Here is a 22,954-nt window from a genome sequence, read left to right as displayed (position 1 = left end):
CGGCGTCAACCGGTCACCAGGGCGTGGGCGTCGGTGACCAGGTCCTCGACCCGGGCCCAGTCGACCGGGTCCACGTCCAGGCGGACGCCGACCCAGCCACGGTGGCCGACGTACGGGGGGCGGAAGAAGCACGTCGGGTCCTCCGCGACCAGCGCCGCCTGGGCTCCGGCCGGTGCGGGGCACCAGAACGCGAGCCGGTCGTCATGGTGGTGGTCGGCGAGCATGGTGAACACCCGCGCCCGCCGGCCCGTGCCGCCGAACCAGGTCGGCTCCCCGTGGCTCTCCCGTTCCTCCACCGCCGGCAACGCCAGGCAGATCGCCCGCAGCCGCTCCACCGGGTCGCTCCCGTCGGCCGGGCCCTCGCGGGACGGACGCGGTTCGGAGGGGCGACCACGGGCCGCCGCCGCGGCCCGGGCCTGCCGGGACGTCACGGCCTCAGCCGGCCGCGGGGCGCGGCGCACCCGGGTAGGTGCCGAAGTACCAGCGGTTGCCCTCGGGGTCGGCGGCCGCGAAGTCCCGCGACCCGTAGTCGGTCTCGTGCAGTGTCGTGGTGATCCGCGCCCCGGCGGCGACCGCGCGTGCGTGCACCGCGTCCGGGTCGGCCGTGACCACGTACGCGGTGAAGCCTCCCGGACGGCCCGGCCAGATGTCGCTGCCCTCGGGTCCGGGCCGGTCGGAGCCGAGCATGACGCCACCGCCCTCAGGCCAGGCCAGCTCGGCGTGCGCGACGAAGTCGCCCTCGCCGTGGGCGACCACCTCCTGGAAGCCGAAGGCCTCCGCCAGGAAGCGGATCAGCGCGCGGGCGTCACGGGCCCGCAGGCTGGGCCAGACCTGCGGCGGGGGCGTCTTGGCGTCCGGAGCGGGAACGTCGGTGTCCATGGCGAACTCCTTCTGAGTGGGGCGTGGGCCCGGGCCAGGGGCCTGAGCGTGAGACCCGGGCCCGGTGCTGTTCCGGTCGGCCGGCCGGTGCGGCCGCGGTACGGCCCCCGAGCGGCTGTCAGAGCTCCCACTCTGGTGCGGGCGCGCCTGCCCCGCCTTGGACGTTTCGGAACTTCGCGGCGTCCGCCCCCTCCGCCGCCAGCCAGACACTCGGCGCACACCCGGCCAGGGCACGGAACTCGCGGGCCAGGTGTGCCTGGTCGAAGTAGCCGCAGCGGACGGCCAGATCCGCCAAGCGGGGCACCGGGCCGGGGGCGCCGAGCAGATGCCGGGCGCGGGCGAACCGGACCACCCGGGCGGCGGCCTTCGGAGTCAGCCCCGTCTCGCGCCGGAACCGGTCCTGCAGGTGCCGACTGCTCCAGCCGGTCTCCCGCGCCAGCGCCGCCACCGGCAGCGCCCCATCGCTGCGCCGCAGGGCCTGCCAGGCCCAGAGCACCTCGGCCGGAACCTGCCCCGACGGGCGTGCGGCCCGCAGGAGGGCGCCGTCCAGCACGGCGAAGCGCGCCGGCCAGTCGCCGGCTTCCCGCAGCCGCTCCTGCAATCGCCGGCCCTCGGCCCCGAGCACCGCCTCGGCGGGAACGTCCAGACCGGCCAGCTCGCCGGCCGGCAGGCCGAACAGCGCGCGGGCGGCCAGCGGATGGACCGCGATCTGGACACCGGACTGCCGACCGTCGTGCGTGATCAGTGCGGGCCGGGTGTGCAGCCCGCCGAGCAGGGTGGCGTAGTCGTCGCCCGGCTGGGCCGGATCGGGGTGCTCGGCGACGGTGAGCGGTTCGTCCAGCGTGAGGATCAAGGTCAGGTACGGCGACGGCAGCCCGCGGTGGACGGCGGGCCCGATCCCGCGCTGGCGATAGCCCGAGTACCAGGCCACGTAGGGCCGAAGCGCCGTCGCGGGCCGCACCCGCACGGCTTCGTCGACGGCATCGGCGAGATCGTGCGTCACGCCCCCAGTATCGGCCGCCGCCGCGCAGCCGGCACCGGTGGCGGCACCGCCACCGGCTCGCGTGAAGGCCCGCGCGCCTCCCACCACGACTCGCCCGCCTCTCCTCGCAGCCCCGGGCCCGCGGCTCGCGGGAGCCGGAACTGTTGCTTATGGTGATCGCACCGGAACACCCGGTACTCGGGGGCAGCGACCTGACAAGGAGTCCCAGTGACCACTGCCCGAGACATCATGCACACCGGCGCCCAGTGCATCCGCGCCGACCAGACTCTCGCCGAAGCCGCCATGATGATGCGCGACATGAACGTCGGCGCGCTCCCGATCTGCGGCGACGACCAGAAGCTGAAGGGCATCATCACCGACCGCGACATCGTCATCCGATGTATCGCCGAGGGCAAGAACCCGGCCGACATGATGGCGATGGACATGGCCGGCCACCTCCACTGCGTCCGCGCCGAGGACAGCATGGACACGGTGCTCAAGAAGATGGAACAGCACCAGATCCGCCGCATCCCGGTGATCGACGGCGACCGGCTGGTCGGCATGATCAGCGAGGCCGACCTCGCGATGGGCCACCGCAACGGCCAGCGCCTGACGGACCAGCAGATCATCGAATTCATGGACAGCGTCTACATGATGCGGTGACGTCCACATGGGCGGTGATCGGTCCGCTCCGGACTGCCGCCCCGGTGCGCCCCCGTCGCTGCGCCGCGCAGCGGCGGGGGCGTTCGCCGTCTCCCTGCCGGATCCGGCAGCCGAGCCCCGGGATGGTGAGCAAGTGCTCATGTCCGTGTCTCACATGACGTCCCAGTCAACTGATGGTGCGTCTCCGATTCTTCTGAGAAGCCTCTCAAAGCCCTGGTCAGCGTGGTGGTGGGAAGTAGAGACGTCTCAGGGGCGCTCGGGCGTGCAGCCGGACTCGCAGGTGTCCCACAGTGGAGGGCGGCTCCGCAGGCGGGGCCATTGTCGACACTTGATGAGTGGGGAGATGGACATGCGCGTCATGAAGAGGATGGCCGCCGTGGCCCTGTCGGCCGCACTGCTCGCCGGTGCGGGCGTGCTGACCGCGACGAACGCGTCGGCCGCCACGTACGGCTGCCAGCGGTACCAGAGCTACCAGTCGGTCGGCGGCTACTCCGGCTACTTCGCCTCGTACGACTACTACGACGGCAACACCACCGTCCCGGTCGGCGGCTCCTTCAGCTACGCGGCCCTTGAGGCCCAGTGCGCGCTCAAGAGCCTGGGCTACGGCATCACGGCCGACGGCTACTACGGGCCGAAGACCCAGTCCGCGGTCGCCGACTTCCAGTCCAAGCACTGGCTGAGCCCGGACGGCTTCGTGGGCCCGAGCACCTGGCCGGCGCTGCGCTACTACGCGGCCGATCAGAGGGCGGGCTGCGGTGTCGTGGCCGCGGGCGCTGCGCCGAAGGTCTCGGTGGCGGCGGTCCCGATGGGCTGCTGACACCGCTCGTCGCCTTGGCGGCGGATTCCTGACGGGGCGGCGGGTGCTCGGACGAGTGCCCGCCGCCCCGGCTTCGCACGGGAGCAGGGGACGGGCGACGGTGCGGCGCGGGGCCGCGCGATCCCCGTCCTGGCAGGATGACGGCATGGAACGTGTGCTCGGAATCGGCGGGTACTTCCTGCGGGCCGCCGACCCGGAGGTGTTGAGCGCGTGGTACCGCGACTGCCTCGGTGTGGACTTCGACGAGTACGGCCTGTGGCGCCAGGAGGCCGGGCCGACGGTCTTCGCGACGTTCGAGTCGGGGACGGACTACTTCGGGTCCCGCGCCCAGCAGACCATGCTCGACTTCCGGGTCCGCGACCTGGACGCGATGCTCGCGCAGTTGCGCGCCAAGGGGGCGGACGTCGCGGAGGAGACGCAGGACGTGGAGGGCGTCGGCCGGTTCGGCTGGGTCACCGACCCCGCTGGCAACCGGGTGGAGCTCTGGCAGCCCGTCTGAGCGGAACCCGACGGCGCCTCGTACGGCGCCCGGCGCGAGGCTGGCGTGTCCCGGGGGGCGGATCTGGGGGTGTGTGCCGGGACGCCGTTGTTCGTGGGGCCGGTGGGGTGTGGTGGGGTGGGGGTGTTACTTGGTGAGGCCGGCCTTGACGGAGCAGACGGGCCAGGCGCCGGGGCCCTGGGCGGCGAGGACCTTCTCACCGATGGCGATCTGCTGGGCCTTGGTGGCCTGGTGGGCCTGGGGGGCGTAGGCGGTGCCGCCGAAGGCGGCCCAGGTGCTGGAGGTGAACTGGAGGCCGCCGTAGAAGCCGTTGCCGGTGTTGATGGCCCAGTTGCCGGTGGCTTCGCACTGGGCGACCTTGTCCCAGACGGAGGCGGGGGCGGCGGAGGCGGTGTTGGCCGTGACGAGGCCGGCCACCGGCAGGGCGGTGAGGGCCCCGGCCATGAGTGCCATGCGGACGCGGTTGCGGCGCTTGGTGGTGGTGGCGGTGGTGGTCTCGTTACGGATGGCCATGGGGGGTTCCTTTCGGAAGGGGGTGTGCGGGCGTGTGGAACCAGGCCCTGGGGGGGGGTGGTTTCGGGGGGGTGTGGCTCGCGTGGTCGGGCACCGGGTCGTCCTGGGGCCGGGGGCCGCCTGGGTGGTGGTGTTCGGTGCAACGGGTTCGAAGTTACGGGGGTGGGTGGGGTGTTTCAAGGATTCTGAGGTTTGGGCTGGTCGGGGGGTGGTTACCTGAGGTATCGATCAAGGTTTTGTGTTGGTTTGAAGGTGTATGTCCCGTTTTTCGAGATCGAATGTGGTGTCGGAGTGGTTCGTGTCACACGGGTGTGGCCGTGAGGCCGGGCACATCGTCGACGGTGTGTGACGTCCCGGTGCCGGCGGGTGTGTGAGTCGGTGGTGGTGCGGTCGTCCGGGGGTGGCCCGCACCACAGTCCTCACCCGTCGTGGCCCGAGCCGTCACCGGGCGTGCCCGGCATAGCCTCGGGACATGACCTACGAGAGCGATGCAGGGGCCGTCGGGGGCCCCGAGGACCCGGAGGCGGCGGCACCGGCCGGATTCGAGCTGGGGACGGACGGGCCGCGGATGATCCTGGCCGGGCTGGACGGCTCCGACTCCTCCTGGCGTGCGACCGCCTATGCCGCGGGCCTCGCGCGGCGGCAGAACGCCACCCTGGCCGTGGTGTACGTACAGCCCGTCCTGGGGGCGGCCACGGCGCTCGCGGGGGCGGCCGTCGGCGAAACCACCCAGGAGATCGCCGACGAGCTGCTGGCCGCGCTGCGCGAGTCCGAGCGCCGGCTGAGCGACGTCTGGCGGTTGGACTGGCGCTTCGTGACCGTCCAGGGCGACCCGTTCGCGGGCATGGCCAGGCTGGCCGACGAGCTGCGGGCCGACGCCGTGGTCGTCGGGGCCTCGGAACGGGCCGGCCACCGCCTGATCGGCTCGGTCGCGGTGCGGCTGGTCAAGGCGGGCCGCTGGCCGGTGACCGTCGTGCCGTAGCCGGCCGCCGCCGCGTGCCCCGGCGCGAACACGGAGGAAGGGCTGCGGGCCGGCAGGGAGCCGGGCCCGCAGCCCTTCGGCTGAACAGGGGGAGAGGGGAGTAGGGGTGGGTGATGCCGGCGGAGGCCTATCCGCCGAGCAGCGAGACGCTGTTGCCGCAGACGTTGATCTGGAGGTTGATCGGGATCTGGATCTGGTTGCCGGACAGTACACCCGGGGAATCGGTGACTATGCCGGTGGCGGTGGCACTGCCGGTGTTGATGCAGGTGGTGCCGGACCCGGAGCCGTCGAGCAGGGCGGCGGCCATCGCGGCGGCGTCGGCGGCGGCCACCGCGGCGTCGGCGGCGGCCATCGCGGCGACGTCGGAGGCCAGCAGGTCGGCGTCGGAGGCCAGCGGGTCTGCGGCCCTGGGCGAGCTGTACCTGGGCGTGTCGAGGTCGGCGGCGAAGGCGGGGCCGGCGGAGAGGACGGCCAGCGCGGCGCTGAAACCGGCGGCGATCAGGTACTTCCTGGTGTTGGTCATGCGGAAGGAATAGCCAGCCGACACGCCGGAATGAACACGATCCACCCCCCAAGCCACTCGAATGCAGGCGCGAAGAGACCCCGATGCCGGAGCCCGGCCACCCGGTCGGAGCACTCCGACGGGCGCGGTGGCCCCAGCGGGGCGGGTCCCCGGTCGCAGCAGGGCGGGGCACGTCGGTGCGGCGAGGACAGGCCCCGGCCCGGAGGCGGCGCCGTTCGCCGCCGGGGCCGCCGGTCGTCCCCGATAGGGTTCGTGACCATGACGGACACCTCGACCGCCACCACGTCCGGCAGCGATCTGCACCTCGAACTGCCCGCCGCCGGCGGCCGTCGCGCCGCGCTGATGGCCGCGCTGCGCGAGGCGATCCGCAGCGGTCGGCTCGCCCCCGGGACCAGGCTGCCGCCGTACCGCGCGCTCGCCGCCGACCTCGGCATCGCCCGGAACACCGCCGCCGACGCGTACGCGGAACTCGTCGCCGAGGGCTGGCTCACCGCACGACAGGGCTCGGGAACCACCGTGGCCGACCGCGCCGAGCCCGTCGCCCCGACCGGCGGCCGCCGTCCACCCCGGGTGCAGCGCCCCTCGCACGACCTGCGGCAGGGGCAGCCCGACGCGTCCTCCTTCCCGCGCACCGCCTGGCTCGCCGCCGCGCGCCGCGCGCTCACCGCCGCGCCCAACGAGGCCTTCGGGCCCGGCGACCCGCAGGGGCGGCGCGAGCTGCGCACCGTCCTCGCCGACTACCTCGCCCGGGCCCGCGGGGTGCGCACCGACCCGGACCGGATCGTCATCTGCTCCGGCTTCGCCCATGCACTGCGGCTGCTGTACGAGGGGGCGGGCGCCGTGCTGCCGTCGCCCGGAAGCGGCCCGCTGGCCGTCGAGGCGTACGGACTCGGTTTCCACCGGGGGCTGCTGGCCCGCGCCGGGGTGTCCACCGTGCCGCTGCCGCTGGACGAGCACGGCGCGCGGATCGACGGACTGGTGACGCACAAGAAGGTCCGGACGGTGCTACTCACCCCGGCCCACCAGTTCCCGACCGGCGGACCACTGCACGCCTCCCGGCGGGCGGCGGTGGTCGACTGGGCGCGCCGGCACGGCGGGTTGGTGCTGGAGGACGACTACGACGGCGAGTTCCGCTACGACCGGCAGCCGGTCGGCGCCGTGCAGGGGCTGGACCCGGAGCGGGTGGTCTACCTCGGTACGGCCAGCAAGAGCCTGACCCCGGCACTGCGGCTCGGCTGGATGGTCCTGCCCGACCACCTGGTGGACCGGGTGCTGGCGGCGAAGGGGGAGCGGGAGGCCTGGTCGAGCGCGCTCGACCAGCTGACGCTGGCCGAGTTCATCGGGTCCGGCGGCTACGACCGGCACGTCCGGCGGATGCGCCGTCGCTACCGTGATCGCCGTGACCACCTGGTGGCGGCGCTGGCCGGGCGCGCGCCGCACATCGAGGTGTCCGGCATCGCGGCCGGCCTGCACGCCGTGCTCCGGCTCGTCCCGGGCACCGAGCGGTCCGTCCTGAAGGCGGCCGCGTACCACGGCCTGGCCGTCGACGGGCTGGCAGACTACCGCCACCCGGGGATCGGCCCGGAGGAGATGCCCGCGACGGACGGCCTGGTGGTGGGGTACGCCACTCCTCCGGACCACGCCTATCAGACGGCCGTCGCGACCCTCTGCGACATCCTGCCCCCGCCGGTCTGAGCCCCGGCCCGGCCCCCGCCGCCCCGAGCCGGTGGGACGCCGGTGGGACGCCGGCTGGGCGGGAGAGTAAAGGGGTGCCGCCGTTTCCGGCGGTCCCTTCGCCTCCTGGAGCGAAGGGAATGGCCCGCCGCGTCCGCTCCGCCGTCATATGCCCGTACGGGCCGGGGCGGAGCCGGGCGCCGGAGCCGGCGGCGGTCCCTACGCTCTTTGGTCATGCGCACATCATTCATGAGCCGTTTCGGTCTTGCCGCGGTCCTGGCCCTCCTCCTCGGCCTGTTCCTGTCGGCCGCTCCCGCCCAGGCCGACACCCCGCTGCTGTCCGTCAGCTCCGACAAGGCGACGGCGACCCCGGGATCCTCGGTGACCCTCACCCTGACGCTGACGAACCCGCACGACACCCCCGTGCGGTTCGTCTACCAGTCCATCCAGCCGACCTACGGCACCAGCCAGGCCACCGGCCTGAAGTACGCGTTCTCCGCCTGCGGCGGCAACGTCGCCAGCTGTGACACCGGCGCCACGAGCGGGCTGGTCCACCACACGGTTCCGGTCGCCGCGGGTGCCACCACGACCGTGACGCTCACGTACGACATCGCCGCCGACTCGGCCTGCGGATCCGGCACGCGGATCGACTTCTACACGTACCTCTACTACGAGTACCAGTCCGGTGCGGCCGCGGACTCCGGGATCTTCGACGTCCCGGGCAACGAGGTCGCCTGCGCCGCCTGAACCACCCCGTCCCCGTCCCCCCGCGAGCTCCCGGCCGGGAGTCTCCGCCAAGCCCCCGTCAGGTGCCGGGCAGCCCCCGTTCCGGCACCTGACGGGTCATTCGTCCGGGGCCCGGTCCGGCCCCGGGGTCCATCGGACGGGCTGTCCGCACCGCACCTGCAGGGGTTGTCGGTGCCGGATGGCAGGCTTGGGCCCATGGCCGAACCGCTGACCACCGACGGACCCGCCGCCGAGTCCGACACGTCGCCCGCGAGCCCCGCGCCCGCGGCCGCGCCCGCCTCCACTTCCGGCGCCGGGGCCGCCGCCGACCCGGCGGCCGTCGCCGCGCCCGCTGCCTGGACCGCGGTCGGGGCCGGTGCCGACGAGCCGCCCGGGATACCGCTGCCCTACGCCGTGTACGCCGCGATCCGCGGGCGGGCGGGCGAGGAGACGGCGCCGCTGGTGGACCGGCTGCTGCGCCACTCCCTCGTCCTCGTCCCCGCGGACGGCGGCGACGCCGACGTCGCCCCGAGTGCCGGCGCCGCCGCGGGTGCCGGATCGGGCACGGCCCCGTCCGGCGGCCAGCTCGGCGGCCTGCCGGCATTGCCGGCAGGCACCGACTGGCCGGAGTTCGGCGGGCGGCCGATGCAGTTCCTCGCCCAGCTCGACTGCTCCGGGCTCGCCGCGTCCTTCCGCGCCACCGGCCCCGGCGGCGACTGGCCGCTGCCCGACCACGGGCTGCTGCTCTTCTTCCACGACGAGTGGCTGTCCGACTTCTCCGGCCGCGGCTGCCGGGTCCTGCACGTGCCGGCCGGCTCGGCGCCACGGCCCGCACCGGAGCAGGACCAGTGCAGGCCCGCCGTCCCGGCCGTTCCGGTGCGGGCCCGCTGGGAGCTCTCCGCGCCCTCCTACCAGGACCGCGAGCTGGAGAACCTCTTCCCGGACGACTTCATGATCGCCCTCGACCTCGCGGCCGACTTCCGCGACCACCTGCCCAGCCCGGACGTGCGGGTGCTCGGCTGGTGCGACACCGACACCGGCCGCCCCGCCGACCACCGGCCGCTGCTCCAGATCGAGAACGCGGCCCTCGACGTGGACTGGGGCGAGTGCGTCAACGTCTCGTTCTGGATCACCGGGGAGGACCTGGCCGGCGGCCGCTTCGACCGGGCGCGGCACGGCTTCGAGATCGCCTGACCGGGTGCCGCGGCCCTGCCCGGCGCGGTGGCCCCGGCCCTGCCCGGCGCGGTGGCCCCGGCCCGATTAGGCTGCTGACAGTGGCCGGGGAACCCGGCTGCGGGGGCCGGGTCCGGAGTGAAGGGATGAAGCCGAGGGGCCGGAGCGAGGAGACCGACCGGGACGCGCGGGAAGCGCCGGAGCCCCCGGTCGGCGAACTGGTGCGCTCGATCCGGGAGCGCCCGTCCCGGCTGCCCGAGACGCTGGCCGTCTTCGCCGTCCGCCACCGCGGCCCGCGGGCCGCCCGTCGGGTCGCCGCGCTCCGGGCGGCGCACCCCGATGCCGCGCCGGACGAGCTGGTGGGGCTCGTCGTCGAGCGCGGCCGCCGGGTCAGCACGAGTGAGGGGGCGTTCGTCGGCGGGCCGTTCCTCTGGCTGGTCCCGTTCGCGTTCTGCACGGCCCTGCTGGCCCAGGGGCAGCTCCTCCTGGAACTCGCCGCCCTCGCCGGGCGGGACCCGGCGGACCGGGCCCGAATCCCCGAGCTCATGGTGCTCCAGGGGGTCCACCCCGACGTCGAGGCCGCCGAGCGGGCGCTCGCCACCGAACCGGGGACGGACGCAGCGGCCGTGCCCGGATCCGCGGCCGGGCACGGGCGCCGGCCCGGCCCGGAGGCCGGAGCCGAGCCCGGCGGCGAGCGCCTGACCGACGGGCCCGCCGCCGGAGCCCGGCCCGCCGCAGGGCCCGCGCCCGAATCCGCCCCGCCGCCGGAACCGGTTCCGGCGGCGCCCGCGACGGGTCGGTGGCGCTCGTTCTGGTACCTGATGTGGCGGATGGCCCGCCTGCTCGGACTGACCAGCGAGGGTGCCGATCCACCGCCGTCCCGCTGGCGCACCGCCGCGGAGTGGGCACTGGTGGGGGTGGTCCTGCTGATCGGGACGGTCGCGCCGCTGGTGTGGCTCCCGTACATGGCGTACTCGTACAACCGGGCCACCGACCGTGTCGCGGCCACGGGTGTCTCGTACTACTTCGGCGGCCACGCGGCCGGGTGGCTGGAACCCGGTCGGTCGCGGACCGACCCCGGCCTCGTCGCGGCCACCTTCCAGGCCCTGCTGTCGGTGCTCGTCCCGGTGGGCACCGTGCTCTTCCTGCTGGCCACCGACGTCCGGCTGGCGGAGAGCCGCTGGCCGGTGCTGGCGCTCGCCCTGGTCGTGGTCCCCTGCGTGGTCGGCTCGCTCTGGTACCGGAGCCACCGCCCTCGGCGCCGCCGTCGGGTGACACCGCCCACCCCTTGACTTCCGCTCCCCGCCCTAAAGGGCGGGGATTCCTACCACGGTCGTCTGACCGTCTCGGTGGGTTCCTGCTTCTTCGCGCTGTGCGGGGACGGGTCCCCGGCTTACCCGCGCTCGACAGGCTGACACCGCCAGTCCGGCGGCCGTGGCTATGTTGACGGCGGCGTTGACGTCCCGGTCCAGCCAGACGCCGCACGCCTGGCACTGCCAGACGCGGATGTTCAGCGGCTTGGGGCCGTCCTTGACGCCGCAGTGGGAGCAAACCTGGGAGGTCGGCTCGAAGCGGCCGATCTTGATCAGGTTCCGGCCGTACTTCGCGGCCTTGTACTCCAGCATGGTGACGAACGCCGACCATCCGGCGTCGTGCACGGACTTGGCGAGCCGTGTGCGGGCGAGTCCCTTGACCGCCAGGTCTTCCACCGCGATTGCTTGGTTCTCGCGAATCAGTCCGGTGGAGACCTGGTGGTGGAACTCGCGCCGGGCGTCGGCCACCCGTGCGTGGTTGCGAGCGACCTTGTGACGGGCCTTCTCGCGGTTCTTGCTGCCCTTGGCCTTACGGGACAGGGCTTGCTGTGCGCGTTTGAGCTTCTTCTCTGCGCGCCGGAGGAACTTCGGGGCGTCGATCTTCCGCCCGTCCGAGAGGACGGCGAAGTGTCCGAGGCCGAGATCGAGACCGGTGACCGGTTCGGTCTCGGGAAGGATCTCGGGGTCCGTCTCGACAACGAAGCTGGCGAAGTACCGGCCTGCGCTGTCCTTGATCACCGTCACCGAGGATGGCACGGACGGCAAGGCGCGGGACCACTTCACCCGCACGTCGCCGATCTTCGGCAGCGATAGGTCGCCGCCCGGTGTGATCTTCCATCGGGCGTTCGCGGTGAAGCGGATCGCCTGCCGGGTGTCCTTGCGGGACTTGAACCGGGGCGGTCCCATCTTCGGGCGCATGCCCTTGAGGCCGTCGAAGAAGTTCCGGTAGGCGGTGTCCAGGTCCCGGAGGGACTGTTGCAGCACCACGGCGGACACCTCGCCGAGCCATGCCCGTTCGGGGGTGTTCTTCGCGGCCGTGAGCTGCTTGGACAGCTCGCCGGACGGGATGAACGGCAGCCCGGCGGCGCGGGCGGTCTCACGTGCCCGGAGGGCATCATTGAAGGCCACCCGTGCACACCCGAACGCCCTGGCCAGCGCGGAACGCTGAGGCCCGTTCGGGTACACGCGGAAGCTGTACCTGAGCTGCACGGTCAGCACCGTACCATTTTGGTTTATGGCCGAGTATCAGAACATCCGCACTGGTCGGCACTGCGCTTTCGCCCTGCATGCGCACTTGGTTTTCGTGACGAAGTACCGTCACAAGGTGTTCGCCGAGCGGCATCTGACCCGGCTCGAAGAGATCATGCGGGACGTGTGCGCCGACTTCGAGGTGGAGTTGGTCGAGTTCAACGGCGAGAACAACCACGTCCACCTGCTGGTGAACTTCCCGCCGAAGGTCGCCCTGTCCAAGCTGGTCAACTCGCTCAAAGGCGTCAGCTCGCGCCGGCTGCGGCAGGAGTACCCCGAGCTGGTCAAGCACTACTGGCGGGCACAGCGTCTGTGGTCCGGTTCGTACTTCGCCGGATCAGTCGGCGGCGCGCCGCTGTCGATAGTCCGGCAGTACATCGAGCAGCAGAACCGTCCGGCTTGACGGTCTGCGGTGGGCACCGTCCACAGTGCGGGAGGGTGCCCACCGCACAGGTCAGAGCAGGGTTCAGAATCGCTTCACCACCGGGCTGAAGCCCGTGCACTGCGATTAGTCCAGGTAGCGGCCCGGCGTTCGAAGGTTGAACACGCGTACCGGCTCCTCGCGGGCGGGAGTCCGGCCTGCGGGCCGCATCGTCGATCCGTTCGGGTGGGAGGGGTGGTTCCGACCTGTGGGTGTTTCGCGTGCGCAGGGAATCGAGGATCCGTCTAGAGGCGGCTGACGGATTCCAACCTCTCCATGGTCGAGATTCACCCTATCGGGCGTCACTTGCGGCCCGCTCCGGGTGGGTCGGGGATCGGTGATCTAGGGTTCCCGGTGGGCCGCCCGAGAAGGCGGAGCGCATCGCAGTATTTCGCCAACACCCCCACCATGAAGCCTATCTGACGATCCGACACGGCTTGGCCGGGCGGGTCGGCGTGACCTGACCAGATGAAGGAGAACCCTGCCGATGCCGGTGGACACCAACCCGGGGACACAGCAGGTGCCGCAGCAGTCGAGCCTCACCACCGCTGCTGCCCGCAATCTCGCCACGACCACCAAGTCCGCGCCCCAGATGCAGGAGATCACCTCCCGCTGGCTGCTCAAGGTGCTTCCCTGGGTGCAGGCCGCCGGTGGCGCGTACCGGGTGAACCGCCGCCTCACGTACACCGTGGGTGACGGTCGGATCGAGTTCATCAAGACCGGATCCGAGGTGCGGGTGATCCCGCGCGAGCTCGGCGAGCTGGCCCTGCTGCGCGGCTTCGACGACGATGACGTGCTGATGGCCCTCGCCGACCGTTGCGAGCAGCAGGACTTCGGCCCGGGCGAGGTGCTGGCCGAGCGCGGTGCCGCGGCGGACCGGATCTACCTGATCGCCCACGGCAAGGTCAACCAGATCGGCACCGGCAAGTACGGTGACGAGACCGTCGTCGGCGTCCTGGGCGACGGCGACCGGTTCGGCGAGCAGGCGGTCCTCGACCCCGACGCCGTCTGGGAGTTCACGGCCAAGACCGCCACCGCCGGTACCGTGCTCTCGCTGCCCCGCCGGGACTTCGAGGCCATCCGCGACGGCTCGCCCGCGCTGCAGGCGCACCTCCGCGAGTTCCTGGCGCTGCCGCTCCAGCGCCAGAACGAGCGCGGTGAGGCCGAGATCGCCATGTCGGCCGGCCACCACGGCGAGTACGAGCTGCCCGGCGCTTTCGTGGACTACGACCTGAGGCCGCGCGAGTACGAGCTGAGCGTCGCGCAGACCGTGCTCAAGGTGCACACCCGGGTTGCCGACCTCTACAACCAGCCGATGAACCAGACCGAGCACCAGCTGCGGCTGACCATCGAGGCGCTGCGCGAGCGCCAGGAGCACGAACTCATCAACAACCCGGAGTTCGGCCTCCTCCACAACGCCGACTTCGACCAGCGGATCCAGACCCACTCCGGCCCGCCCACCCCGGACGACCTCGACGAGCTGCTCAGCCGCCGCCGTGACCCGGACTACCTGCTCGCCCACCCGCGGACCATCGCGGCGATCGGGCGCGAGCTGAACGCCCGCGGCCTCTACCCGCACCATGTCGACCTCGGCGGGCAGCAGGTGCCGGCCTGGCGCGGCGTCCCGATCCTGCCGTGCAGCAAGATCCCGATCACCAAGGAGAACACCAGCTCCGTCCTCGTGATGCGAGTCGGGGAGGACAACCAGGGCGTCATCGGTCTGCACCAGACCGGAATCCCCGACGAGTACCAGCCGAGCCTCTCGGTCCGGTTCATGGGGATCAACGAGAAGGCCGTCATCTCCTACCTGGTCAGCGCCTACTACTCCGCGGCGATCCTGGTGCCGGACGCGGTCGGCGTACTGGAGAACGTCGAGATCGCCCACGGCCGCCACTGAGCGGTGGCGCGGCCGCCTCCACCGGCGGCCGCGCCCGAATCCGGTCCGCCCGTAACCGGACGGCCGCAAGATCGTTTCACCTGATGTCGGACGGCCCGCCCCACGAGGCGGGCCGTCCGGTGTCGGGCGGACCTTCCCGGGGAGGTTGCCGGCCGACGAGGCTCCGTGGGCGAGGTCCCGACCGGTGCCGTTCCCACGTTCCCCGCGACGCGAGAGGTGCATGGAACCCATGCCGCAGCCCCAGCAGCCCCGACGGATACCGGTGGACGGCCAGCCGTGACCGCAGACCTGATCGTGCTGGACGGCGGCGGCGGAGTCCGTGGACGACGTGCCCGGCTGGCCGGTGCCGCGGCCGGGATGGCCGCACTCTGCGCCCTGCTGAGCGGTGCGGCCGGTGCCCGGGCGTCCGAACACCAGGGTGGCGGGAGATCGCACGGGCCGATGGTCGAGACCTGCGTCTCGACCGGGACGGAGGTCTCGGTGTCGGTCGGTCCCGGCGGCGTGGACGTCGACGTCGACATCCACGTGGCGGCCGGGGTGACGGTCGGCCACTCGGGGAAACCGCACCACCCCGAGCCGCACCCGAAGCCCGGCCACCACCCGTGCCCGACGCCGACCCCGACGCCGCCGTGTCCCAGCCCGACCCCGAAACCGACACCGACCCCCACCCCCAAGCCGACACCGAAGCCCAGCCCGACACCGAAGCCCAGCCCGACGCCGACCCCGGCGCCCGTGCCGACCCCCGCGCCCGTGCCGACACCGCCGCCCACCGCTGCGCCGGTGCCGCCGCAGCCCGCGCCCCCGCCGACGCCGCGGCCGACCCCGCCGCCTCCGTCGCCCCGGCCCACGCCGAAACCCACGCCGAAGCCGACCGTACGACCGGCCGTCCCGCCGCCCGCGCCGGCGCCCGAGCCCCCGGCCCCGCCGGAACCGAGCCAGAGCCCGCCCGCCCCCGGCCCCGTGCGGCCGGAGCCGGCGGCGAGGCCGGCCAAGGTGCCGCTCGCCCCGCCGGTCCAGGCGCCCGAGCGGCACCACGGCGGCGCGACCACCAGGACGATGCTCGTGGTCACCGTGCCGGCGGTCCTCGCGGCGGCGGCCCTGCGACCGCGCGGCCGGTCCGGCCGCGGCGGTTCCGGCAGGTCCTGACCGCACCCGGTGGATCGCGGCGGGCCCCGGAGGACTCCCGCCGGGAACTCGCCGGAGACCTGGGCCGCGAGTACCCGTCCCACCCGCCCGGCTGCCGGTGGCCCCGGCGCCCGACCGCACCGCTCCCCGGCGACCACGGCCGCAGCCGATCGCGCTCGTCGCGGCCACGCGAACGGCGTCCGACGGTGCCCGGCCGAACCGGGCGCCGTCGCAGACGCCGTCGTTCCCGCGAACGGGTCGCGCCGCGGACCGGTCCCGCCGAGCGGTGGCTGCGGTCCCCGCCCATGAAATCCCTAACCCTGGAGAGGAGTTCCCATGTCCGAGTGGTTGGCGCTGGCCATCGCCATGTCGGCGGCCTGTGCCGTCGTGGTGGCGGTGGTGCTGCTGAGGCACCGCCGGGTCAGCGAGGACGAGGATACCGACGAGACACCCGACGTCATCGAGTACATGACGATGATGATCGGCGTGGTCTACGCGATCGTGCTCGGCCTCGCCATCGCCGGCGTCTGGGAGGCGCGCAGCGCGGCCCAGGACGACGTGTTCCGCGAGGCGCAGTCGTTGCACGAGGTCAGCGAGCGCGCCCAGGTCTACCCGGTCGAGTTCCGCGACAAAGTCCAGGCCGACGTGGACGCCTACGTCTCCTACGTCGTGGACGTCGAGTGGGAGTACATGCGCGAGCACGGTGAGGTCTCCGCCCGGGGCACCGAGCTGCTGGACAAGCTGCGCCAGGACGTCGCCACCCGCACACCGGCCAGCGACCTCGAGGCCCAGGCCTACCAGCCGATCGTGGACCGGATCAGTGTCGCCGACGACGCGCGCAACGCACGCGGCCAGAACGCCGGCCCCACCATGCCCGGCGTGGTCTGGTTCGGCCTGATCGTCGGGGCGGTGGTGACGGTCGGCATGGTCTTCGCCCTGCAGATCCGGCGCTCCTACCGGGAGTTGCTGCTGGCAGGGGCGTTCAGTGCGCTGATCGCCTTCCTGCTCTTCCTGATCTGGGACTTCGACGACCCGTTCGGCCGCAGCGTCTCGGTGACCACCCAGCCGTTCACCGACCTGTTCCCCGCCCTGGGCGGCGGTCAGGACTGACGTACCGCTGCCGCGGCGTGCTCGGATAGCCTGATCGGCCCGTCGGGGACCGGCTCCGGCCATGCCGAGAGGAACACCGGTCGTGACCTACCCGACGCCCGCTCCGGGCGCCCAGTTCCCGCCGCACCGTCCCGAGCGGGCGTGGTGGTGGCTGCCGGAGAAGGAGCGCCGCCGACGCAAGGCGCAGCGGCGGGAGTGGCTGGCGTACAAGCGGCGGAACAGGAAGAAGGGCCGCGACCGGTCGGACGCCTTTGACGGGGTGGACTGCTGCTGCGAGCTCGGCGACCCCTGCCTGATCGCGCTCGTCCCGGTGATGACGGCCGCGGGGGTCCGGTTCACCCTGACGGGCGGCCGCGGTGGCCGCCGGGGCACGGGCGCGGATCCGGCCGCGCCCGTGCCGGGCGGGTTCGCGGCGCGCGTGCTGTACGGCGCGGTGCGGTACTACCGGACCGAGGTCAGCCCGAAGCGGCCGGCCTGCTGCCCGTACACGCCGAGTTGTTCGACCTACGCCGTCCAGGCGCTGCACCGGCACGGTGCGCTGCGCGGCGCCCGGCTGACGGTCGGGCGCCTGCTCCGCTGCCGCCCGGGCGTGGCGCGCCGCGGGACGGCCGACCCGGTGCCGGGGCGCCGAGCAGCCGGGGCCGCGCGGACCGCCCTGGTCCGCGCGGCCCCCGCCGTTCCGTCGAGTCGGTGCGTCGGACGGTACGTCGCGTGTTCTCCCGTCCGGTCCTGCCGGATCCGGGGCCTCAGTGCAGGCTGCTGTCCATCGCGTCGAGCAGGGTGCCGGAGGCGTCGTCGTTCTCCAGGGAGAAGGCGAACATCCCGGCCAGCCCCTTGCTCCTGGCGTACGCGCCGCGTGCCCGGATCGCCTGGGGGGTGTCACCCGTCCAGAAGTTGGTGCCGTCGTGGACCCACGAGCTCTCGGTCACCGGATCCCAGTGTGTGGTGGCGGCAGTGGCGTTGAGCTCCTTCCAGGCGGCCAGGCCGGCCTCCGCGCTGAGCGGCTTGGCCGGGGTCGGACCGGTCGCGCTCTGGTACAGGCCGAAGGCGGAGCCGGCCGGGACGCCCGTCCAGCCGCGCCAGTAGAAGGGGATGCCCAGCACCAGCTTGCCGGTCGGGAACCCGCCGGGGATGCCGTACTCCGGCAGGCCGGTGGTGTACGCGGCGAGCGTGGTGTCCACGTTGTACCTGCGGGTGCCCGGAGTGATCGGCGTGGTCGGGTCGTTCGGGCTGTCGTGCAGCGGGTCCTGGTGGTTGGTCGGGCCCTTGGCGTCCCAGGCGCCGTGCATGTCGTAGGTCATGACGTCGGCGTAGTCGAGGTAGGCGCCGATCCTGTCGGTCTCCAACAGGGCGATCTTGTCCTGGCCGCTCGGCAGCGCCGCCGTCAGCAGGAACCGCTTGCCCTGGGCGTTGCCGAGGGCGTCCAGCTGGGTGCGGAACTCCTTCAGCAGCAGGGTGAAGTTCTGCTTGTCGGCGGGGGAGTAGTGGTTGCCGGTGTGGCCGCCGGCCGAACCCGGGTACTCCCAGTCGAGGTCCACGCCGTCGAAGAGCCCGGCCGCCGAGGCCGGACCGCCGGAGGCGTCACCGGCGACGCCGGTCGGCAGGTTCCCCTTGAGGAACATGTCCAGGCAGGAGGAGACGAAGGCCTTGCGGGAGGCGTCGGTGGCGGCCGCGTCCGAGAAGTACTTGGAGTAGGTCCACCCGCCGATCGAGATGGTGAGCCGAAGGCTCGGGTACTTGGCCTTCAGCTGGCGCAGCTGGTTGAAGTTGCCCTTGAGCGGCTGCTCCCAGGTGTCGGCCGTGCCGTCCACGCTGGCGGCGCCGTTGTAGTCGGCCTGGTAGTCGGCGTACGCGTCGCCCGCGCCGTCGCCGGCGTTGGGGTTGGACTCGTTGGCCGAGTCGGAGGCCTTCACCGCCTGGAAGCAGGTGTGCGTGGTCGGGTGGATGTTGGCGAACGCGTAGGTGATGACGTCCAGCTTGCCCGCGGCGCCGCTGGTGTCGACGTTCTTGGCGTGGTACGCGTTCTCGTAGACGCCCCACTGGTCGAAGTAGGCCGAGCGGAACGGTGTGGCGGCCGGAGCGGTCGAGGTGGTGGTGCCCACCCGGGCCGACTGGGCGGAGCCGTGGCTGCCCGAGTACGCCTGCACGGTGAAGCCGTAGGAGGTGGCGGGCAACAGCGAGCTGACGGCCACCGAGGTGCCCATCGAGGTCGCCACCAGCCGGTCGCCCGAGTAGACCCGGTAGGCGACCGGGCCGTCGCCGCCGGTCGGCGTGGACGGCTTCCAGCTGAGTACCACCGCGTTGTGGGTGACCTTGGTGACGGTGACGCCGGTGGGAGTGGTGACCTTGCCGTCGCCGGCGGGGCCGGTCGCGGTGGACGTGGCGGTGGCAGTCGCCGTCGGGCTGCTGGAGGAGGTCGGGCTCCCGGAGGCCGTCGGACTGCCCGATGCGGTGGGGCTGTTCGATGCGGTGGGGCTGTTGGAGGCGGTCGGACTGCCGGACGCGGTGGGGCTCCCCGAGGCCGTCGGGCTGGTGCTGCTGGTCGACCCGCCCGGACCGGTCAGGGCGAGGTCGTCCGCGCGGTATGCGCCGGTGCCGTACCAGCCGTGGGTGAAGACGGTCACCGAGGTGGTGGCGGCCCCGGTCGTGAAGGTGGTGCTCAGCTGCGTCCACCCGGTCGCGTCGGGAGTCCAGGTCTGGGAGTTGACGCTCGCCCCGGTGGCCCCGAGGTAGACGTAGCTGCCCTGCACCCAGCCCGAGAGGGTGTACCGGGTGTTCGGCTGGACGGTGACGGTCTGCTGGCACTGGGCGGTGTCGGTGGTCGAGGCGGCTCCGTTGAGCGCGTAACCGCCGCTGTGCACGGGTGCGGTGACGACGGATCCGTTGGTGCAGGTCCAGCCGGTCAGGGTGCCGGTCTCGAAGCCGGCGTTGGCCAGCAGGTCGACCGGCGCGGCCGAGGCGGTGTCGAGCGTGAGCGCGAGGGCCGCGCTGCCGGTGGTGAGGGTGGCGGCCAGGGCCAGGGCGGTGGCCCGGTGGCGTGGAGCGGTGGCCCGGTGGCGTGCTGCGGCGGCGGGGCGCGCGGGCATGGCGCGGTCGTGCATGCGGTGTCCTCCGGATGAGTGGGGTTTCCGGCGGTGCGATGGCCCGGGGCGGGCCGGGGGGAGCCGAACCGGTCGCTGTGGGGGCGACCGGGCGGGTTGCGCGTGCTTGCGTACGGCGAACCGGCGCGGACCGGGCCGTCGTCCGGCCGCGCCACGACACCACAGATTGGACTGGACCAATATTCGCCGTCAAGGGTGTCCGGCCGGTGGACGGTTCCACGCCGCAGCCACGGGCCCGGTTACTGTCCGGCCGCCGCAGGGCGCTCCGGGACGGCCCCGCCGGTACGGTGTCGTACGGGAGCAGCCCCTTCGAGTGGAGGAGAGCCATGGACAGCCGGGACTGGGACGAGCGCTACGCCGCGAGCGAGTTGGTCTGGGGCGCCGAGCCCAATCGCTGGGTGGTTCGCGAGCTGACCGACCTGGCCCCGGGCCGGGCGTTGGACGTCGCCGCCGGGGAGGGCCGGAACAGCATCTGGCTGGCTCGCCGGGGCTGGCACGTGACCGGCCTGGACTTCTCCCCGGTGGTGCTGGAGCGGGCCGAGCGGCTCACCGCGGACCTGCCCGACGAGGTCGCGGACCGGCTGACCTGGCGGCACGGCGATGCCCGCGAGCTCGAAGCCTCGTCGGAGGGTTACGACTTGGTGCTGGTCGCCTACCTGCAGCTCCCCGCCGAGGACCGCCGGGCCGCCCTCGTGCGGGCCGCCGCCGCGCTCGCCCCCGGCGGCACCCTGCTGGTGATCGCCCACGACAGCACCAACCTCACCTCGGGCGTCGGCGGTCCGCAGGACCCGAGCGTCCTCTACACCCCGGACGACGTGCTCGCCGACCTCGACGGTGCCGGGCTGCACACGGTCCGGGCCGAGCGCGTCCGGCGGCTGGTGGACGTCGAGGGCGGCCACCGGTCGGCCGCCGTCACCGGGGTCGCCGGGGTCGCCGGGGTCGCCGGGGCCACCGGGGGTGGCGCCGGCGCGCCGCAGCGGACGGAGGCGATCGACGTCCTGGTACGGCTGGAGCGCACCGCCTGACGCCGAGCGGGCGGGCCGGGTCGGGGCCGGGCCCGTCGGGTTCGGTGAACGGTGGGCCGGCCCCGCTGCGCTGCGGTGTGTCGGTCGCCGCCCGCCGCCTCGGTGTGCTCGGATGATCCTGTCTTCCGAGCGGCGTGGTCGAACCATGTGGTGTGGATCGTCGGAGCGGGGTACGTGATCCAAGGGGAGGCGGACCGCGCGAGGAGCCCCGGACGCGGCCGGTCTCTACAGTGCTGTAGATTCAAGCCGGCAGGCGGAGGAATGAGGAGGGCGCGATGAGCGTTTCGCTGGCCAAGGGGCAGAAACTGAGCCTGGAGAAGGCGGGCGGTGGCCGGCTGGGCGTGATCCGGATGGGGCTCGGCTGGCGCGCCGCGCAGAAGAAGGGCTTCTTCGCCAAGCTGCTGGCCTCCCAGGAGATCGACCTGGACGCGTCGGCGGTGCTCTTCGCCGGGAGCAAGCCGGTGGACGTGGTGTTCTTCCAGCACCTCCAGAGCAACGACGGCTCGGTCCGCCACAGCGGCGACAACCTGACCGGTGGTGCGGGCGACGCCACCGACGACGAGTCCATCACGGTGGACCTCGACCGGGTGCCGGCTGCGGTCGACCAGATCGTCTTCACCGTCAACTCCTTCACCGGGCAGACCTTCCAGGAGGTCGAGAACGCCTTCTGCCGGCTGGTCGACGAACACACCGGTGCGGAGCTCGCCCGGTACACGCTCACCGGCGGCGGCCCGTACACCGCGCAGATCATGGCGAAGGTGCAGCGCGTCGGGAACGGCTGGCAGATGGCCGCGATCGGCCAGCCGGCGAGCGGCCGGACCTTCCAGGACCTGATGCCGGAGCTGGTCAAGCACCTCTGACGAGCGCCGGCAGGGCACTGCCGGGAGGCCGGCGGTTCCGACCGGACGGCCGCCGGCCGCCGCTCCGCGCCGTCAACCCCCGAACGGCGGCGCGGGACCCGTCCGATCTCCCCCCGGACGGGCCCCGCGTCCGCTGCGGTCCGGGCCGCGAACCGGGCGCCCGCACCGCGGTGGGTCGCGGACCCGGGGCGGTCGTGCAGCGGTCGCCTCCGGACACCGGCGGGCCGCCCCGCGGGGAGCGTGCCACCGATGGTGCTCGGGCGGGTGGACTTCCGCGATATCGCTGCGACGCGCTCGACCGGTCCGCTAACACTGGCCGCATGGACGACGACGCCGTGCAGTTGCCCGCGCACCTCACCATCCGGGTCGGCGCCACCGACGACCCGGTGGCCGCCGTGGTCGGCCTGGAGGCCTGGGAGTCCCGGGAGAAGTACCCCCGGCTGATGATGATGCCGCCCGTCTTCGGCAGCGTGGAGCGGGTCGGTCCGGGTGCCTGGCGGATCCTGGACTTCCACTCCACCACCCCGCAGATGGCCCGGGACGACCTCGGCCACCGGTTCCGTTGCTGGGCACGGACCGAGCCCGGCCAACCGTTCGCCGCCTCCTGGGACATCACCGCGGAGGAGCGCGCCGCGTACACCGCCGCGTACCGGCGGATGGACTGGGAGGCGCTGGACGAGATCGCCGTCGCGGGCCGGGAGTACCGCATCTTCCGGGCCGAGCAGGTACTGCGCTCCGGGCCCGAGGGCATCGAACCGCCGCGCCCCACCGACCCCGACGCGGCCGACGTCGGCAAGGGCCACCGCGCGCCGTCCCGGGTGCGCGGGTTCGTCATCGACCCGGCCGCCGCCGTCCTGCCGGTCGACGGCATCCTCCGGCTGGACATGTCGGCGCTGGTCCCGGCCGGCCACGGCATCCCCGAGGACGTCCGGGCCGATGCCCGGCTCGCCTCTCACCTGTACCCGAACGTCCTCGTCCTGCCGGTGCACTGCGCCGTCGCCGAACACGCGAAGGGCCGTTGGGTGCCGATGACCGCGGCCTGCGAATCCCCCCAGGCCGCCCGTGACAGCCTGGCCGCCTACCTGCGCGACTTCGCCCCGCGGATGCTGCCCCGGCTGACCGCTGAGGAGCGTGCCCGGTACGCGGCCGCCGCCGACCGCCTCGACGCCGACCGCGGCCACGAACTGTCCGCCGGCGAGCGCCGGTTCCGCCTGGTCCGGGTCGAACCCGTGGTCCGCCTCGGCCCGGACGGGCCCGAGCTGCCCCGCACCTCCGACTGGGACCCGGACCTCCCGGTCAGGCTTCAGGAGCAGCGCGACCGCGAAGCCGGCATCCGCTACGACGACGAGAACGACGATCACGAGAACGACGGCGAAGGCGACAGCGACGGCGGGTTCGGCGGGAACTGACCGCCCGCCGGCGT

Annotated in this window: 21 protein-coding genes and 1 pseudogene; 15 read left to right on the top strand and 7 right to left on the bottom strand. The window is 73.3% G+C overall.

Features of this window, described 5'->3' with window-relative positions; genetic code table 11:
• Nucleotides 1-5: 5 nt before the first annotated feature.
• The 3 genes from ACF9IK_RS03760 to ACF9IK_RS03750 all read right to left on the bottom strand — a co-directional run bounded on the left by ACF9IK_RS03760 (nt 6) and on the right by ACF9IK_RS03750 (nt 1,882).
• Nucleotides 6-431, bottom strand: a complete 426-nt coding sequence (locus tag ACF9IK_RS03760; protein ID WP_395292808.1) for an MmcQ/YjbR family DNA-binding protein — start codon at nt 429-431, stop codon at nt 6-8.
• A 4-nt stretch (nt 432-435) separates the two neighbouring features.
• A complete protein-coding gene (locus tag ACF9IK_RS03755) occupies nt 436-879 on the bottom strand; it encodes a VOC family protein (protein ID WP_395292807.1) in 444 nt (147 codons plus the stop codon).
• A 118-nt stretch (nt 880-997) separates the two neighbouring features.
• Nucleotides 998-1,882 carry a helix-turn-helix domain-containing protein gene (locus ACF9IK_RS03750; RefSeq protein WP_395292806.1) on the bottom strand — a complete coding sequence of 295 codons (885 nt, stop codon included), beginning with the start codon at nt 1,880-1,882 and terminating at the stop codon, nt 998-1,000.
• A gap of 207 nt (nt 1,883-2,089) precedes the next feature.
• On the opposite strand from ACF9IK_RS03750, the gene ACF9IK_RS03745 reads away from it, so the two are divergent.
• From ACF9IK_RS03745 to ACF9IK_RS03735, 3 genes are all read left to right on the top strand, one after another.
• Nucleotides 2,090-2,524 (top strand): CBS domain-containing protein, encoded by a 435-nt coding sequence (locus ACF9IK_RS03745; RefSeq protein ID WP_395292805.1) that lies wholly within the window; start codon nt 2,090-2,092, stop codon nt 2,522-2,524.
• A 349-nt stretch (nt 2,525-2,873) separates the two neighbouring features.
• A complete protein-coding gene (locus ACF9IK_RS03740) occupies nt 2,874-3,341 on the top strand; it encodes a peptidoglycan-binding domain-containing protein (RefSeq protein ID WP_395292804.1) in 468 nt (155 codons plus the stop codon).
• 145 nt (nt 3,342-3,486) lie between these two features.
• Complete coding sequence (locus ACF9IK_RS03735) at nt 3,487-3,840, top strand: VOC family protein (RefSeq protein WP_395292803.1); 354 nt, start codon at nt 3,487-3,489, stop codon at nt 3,838-3,840.
• A 126-nt stretch (nt 3,841-3,966) separates the two neighbouring features.
• On the opposite strand, the gene ACF9IK_RS03730 is transcribed toward ACF9IK_RS03735, so the two are convergent.
• A complete protein-coding gene (locus tag ACF9IK_RS03730) occupies nt 3,967-4,353 on the bottom strand; it encodes a transglycosylase family protein (protein WP_395292469.1) in 387 nt (128 codons plus the stop codon).
• A gap of 568 nt (nt 4,354-4,921) precedes the next feature.
• Here ACF9IK_RS03730 and ACF9IK_RS03725 point away from each other — a divergent pair.
• A complete protein-coding gene (locus ACF9IK_RS03725; protein ID WP_395298462.1) occupies nt 4,922-5,335 on the top strand; it encodes a universal stress protein in 414 nt (137 codons plus the stop codon).
• Nucleotides 5,336-5,462: 127 nt separating this feature from the next.
• Here ACF9IK_RS03725 and ACF9IK_RS03720 read toward each other — a convergent pair whose 3' ends face one another.
• The gene (locus tag ACF9IK_RS03720) at nt 5,463-5,858 is read right to left on the bottom strand and encodes a chaplin (protein WP_395292802.1); all 396 of its coding nucleotides are present in this window, start codon (nt 5,856-5,858) and stop codon (nt 5,463-5,465) included.
• Nucleotides 5,859-6,116: 258 nt separating this feature from the next.
• Between ACF9IK_RS03720 and ACF9IK_RS03715 the strand changes: the two genes are divergently transcribed.
• The 4 genes from ACF9IK_RS03715 (at nt 6,117) to ACF9IK_RS03700 (ending at nt 10,723) form a co-directional block, all read left to right on the top strand.
• Nucleotides 6,117-7,553 (top strand): PLP-dependent aminotransferase family protein, encoded by a 1,437-nt coding sequence (locus ACF9IK_RS03715; protein ID WP_395292801.1) that lies wholly within the window; start codon nt 6,117-6,119, stop codon nt 7,551-7,553.
• Between the two features lie 213 nt (nt 7,554-7,766).
• Nucleotides 7,767-8,279, top strand: a complete 513-nt coding sequence (locus ACF9IK_RS03710) for a hypothetical protein (protein ID WP_395292800.1) — start codon at nt 7,767-7,769, stop codon at nt 8,277-8,279.
• A 195-nt stretch (nt 8,280-8,474) separates the two neighbouring features.
• Nucleotides 8,475-9,452 carry a DUF1963 domain-containing protein gene (locus ACF9IK_RS03705; RefSeq protein WP_395292799.1) on the top strand — a complete coding sequence of 326 codons (978 nt, stop codon included), beginning with the start codon at nt 8,475-8,477 and terminating at the stop codon, nt 9,450-9,452.
• 125 nt (nt 9,453-9,577) lie between these two features.
• Nucleotides 9,578-10,723, top strand: coding sequence for a hypothetical protein (locus ACF9IK_RS03700; protein ID WP_395292798.1), 1,146 nt, complete (start codon nt 9,578-9,580; stop codon nt 10,721-10,723).
• Nucleotides 10,724-10,738: 15 nt separating this feature from the next.
• Here the strand turns inward: ACF9IK_RS03700 and ACF9IK_RS03695 are convergent, their stop codons facing one another.
• Nucleotides 10,739-11,953 carry an RNA-guided endonuclease InsQ/TnpB family protein gene (locus ACF9IK_RS03695; protein WP_395298428.1) on the bottom strand — a complete coding sequence of 405 codons (1,215 nt, stop codon included), beginning with the start codon at nt 11,951-11,953 and terminating at the stop codon, nt 10,739-10,741.
• 25 nt (nt 11,954-11,978) lie between these two features.
• On the opposite strand from ACF9IK_RS03695, the gene tnpA reads away from it, so the two are divergent.
• The 4 genes and pseudogenes from tnpA to yidD form a co-directional block, all read left to right on the top strand.
• Nucleotides 11,979-12,395, top strand: coding sequence for an IS200/IS605 family transposase (gene tnpA / locus ACF9IK_RS03690; RefSeq protein ID WP_395292292.1), 417 nt, complete (start codon nt 11,979-11,981; stop codon nt 12,393-12,395).
• Nucleotides 12,396-12,900: 505 nt separating this feature from the next.
• Nucleotides 12,901-14,310 (top strand): family 2B encapsulin nanocompartment shell protein, encoded by a 1,410-nt coding sequence (locus ACF9IK_RS03685; RefSeq protein ID WP_395292797.1) that lies wholly within the window; start codon nt 12,901-12,903, stop codon nt 14,308-14,310.
• Between the two features lie 1,461 nt (nt 14,311-15,771).
• Nucleotides 15,772-16,545, top strand: coding sequence for a hypothetical protein (locus ACF9IK_RS03680; RefSeq protein ID WP_395292796.1), 774 nt, complete (start codon nt 15,772-15,774; stop codon nt 16,543-16,545).
• A 61-nt stretch (nt 16,546-16,606) separates the two neighbouring features.
• Nucleotides 16,607-17,152 (top strand): annotated as a pseudogene (gene yidD, locus ACF9IK_RS03675) (membrane protein insertion efficiency factor YidD); the annotation flags it as partial.
• A gap of 139 nt (nt 17,153-17,291) precedes the next feature.
• Here the strand turns inward: yidD and ACF9IK_RS03670 are convergent.
• Nucleotides 17,292-19,646, bottom strand: a complete 2,355-nt coding sequence (locus ACF9IK_RS03670) for a glycosyl hydrolase family 18 protein (RefSeq protein ID WP_395292795.1) — start codon at nt 19,644-19,646, stop codon at nt 17,292-17,294.
• Between the two features lie 326 nt (nt 19,647-19,972).
• Between ACF9IK_RS03670 and ACF9IK_RS03665 the strand changes: the two genes are divergently transcribed.
• The 3 genes from ACF9IK_RS03665 to ACF9IK_RS03655 all read left to right on the top strand — a co-directional run bounded on the left by ACF9IK_RS03665 (nt 19,973) and on the right by ACF9IK_RS03655 (nt 22,940).
• The gene (locus ACF9IK_RS03665) at nt 19,973-20,671 is read left to right on the top strand and encodes a class I SAM-dependent methyltransferase (RefSeq protein ID WP_395292794.1); all 699 of its coding nucleotides are present in this window, start codon (nt 19,973-19,975) and stop codon (nt 20,669-20,671) included.
• Between the two features lie 275 nt (nt 20,672-20,946).
• Nucleotides 20,947-21,531 (top strand): TerD family protein, encoded by a 585-nt coding sequence (locus ACF9IK_RS03660; RefSeq protein ID WP_395292793.1) that lies wholly within the window; start codon nt 20,947-20,949, stop codon nt 21,529-21,531.
• A gap of 320 nt (nt 21,532-21,851) precedes the next feature.
• Nucleotides 21,852-22,940: a DUF5954 family protein gene (locus ACF9IK_RS03655; RefSeq protein ID WP_395292792.1), complete on the top strand. Its 1,089-nt coding sequence runs from the start codon at nt 21,852-21,854 to the stop codon at nt 22,938-22,940.
• Nucleotides 22,941-22,954: the final 14 nt, after the last annotated feature.

Origin of the sequence: Kitasatospora hibisci, from assembly GCF_043950205.1 — a bacterium.
Classification (GTDB): domain Bacteria; phylum Actinomycetota; class Actinomycetes; order Streptomycetales; family Streptomycetaceae; genus Kitasatospora; species Kitasatospora hibisci.
This window is presented reverse-complemented; position numbering and strand designations above follow the sequence as displayed.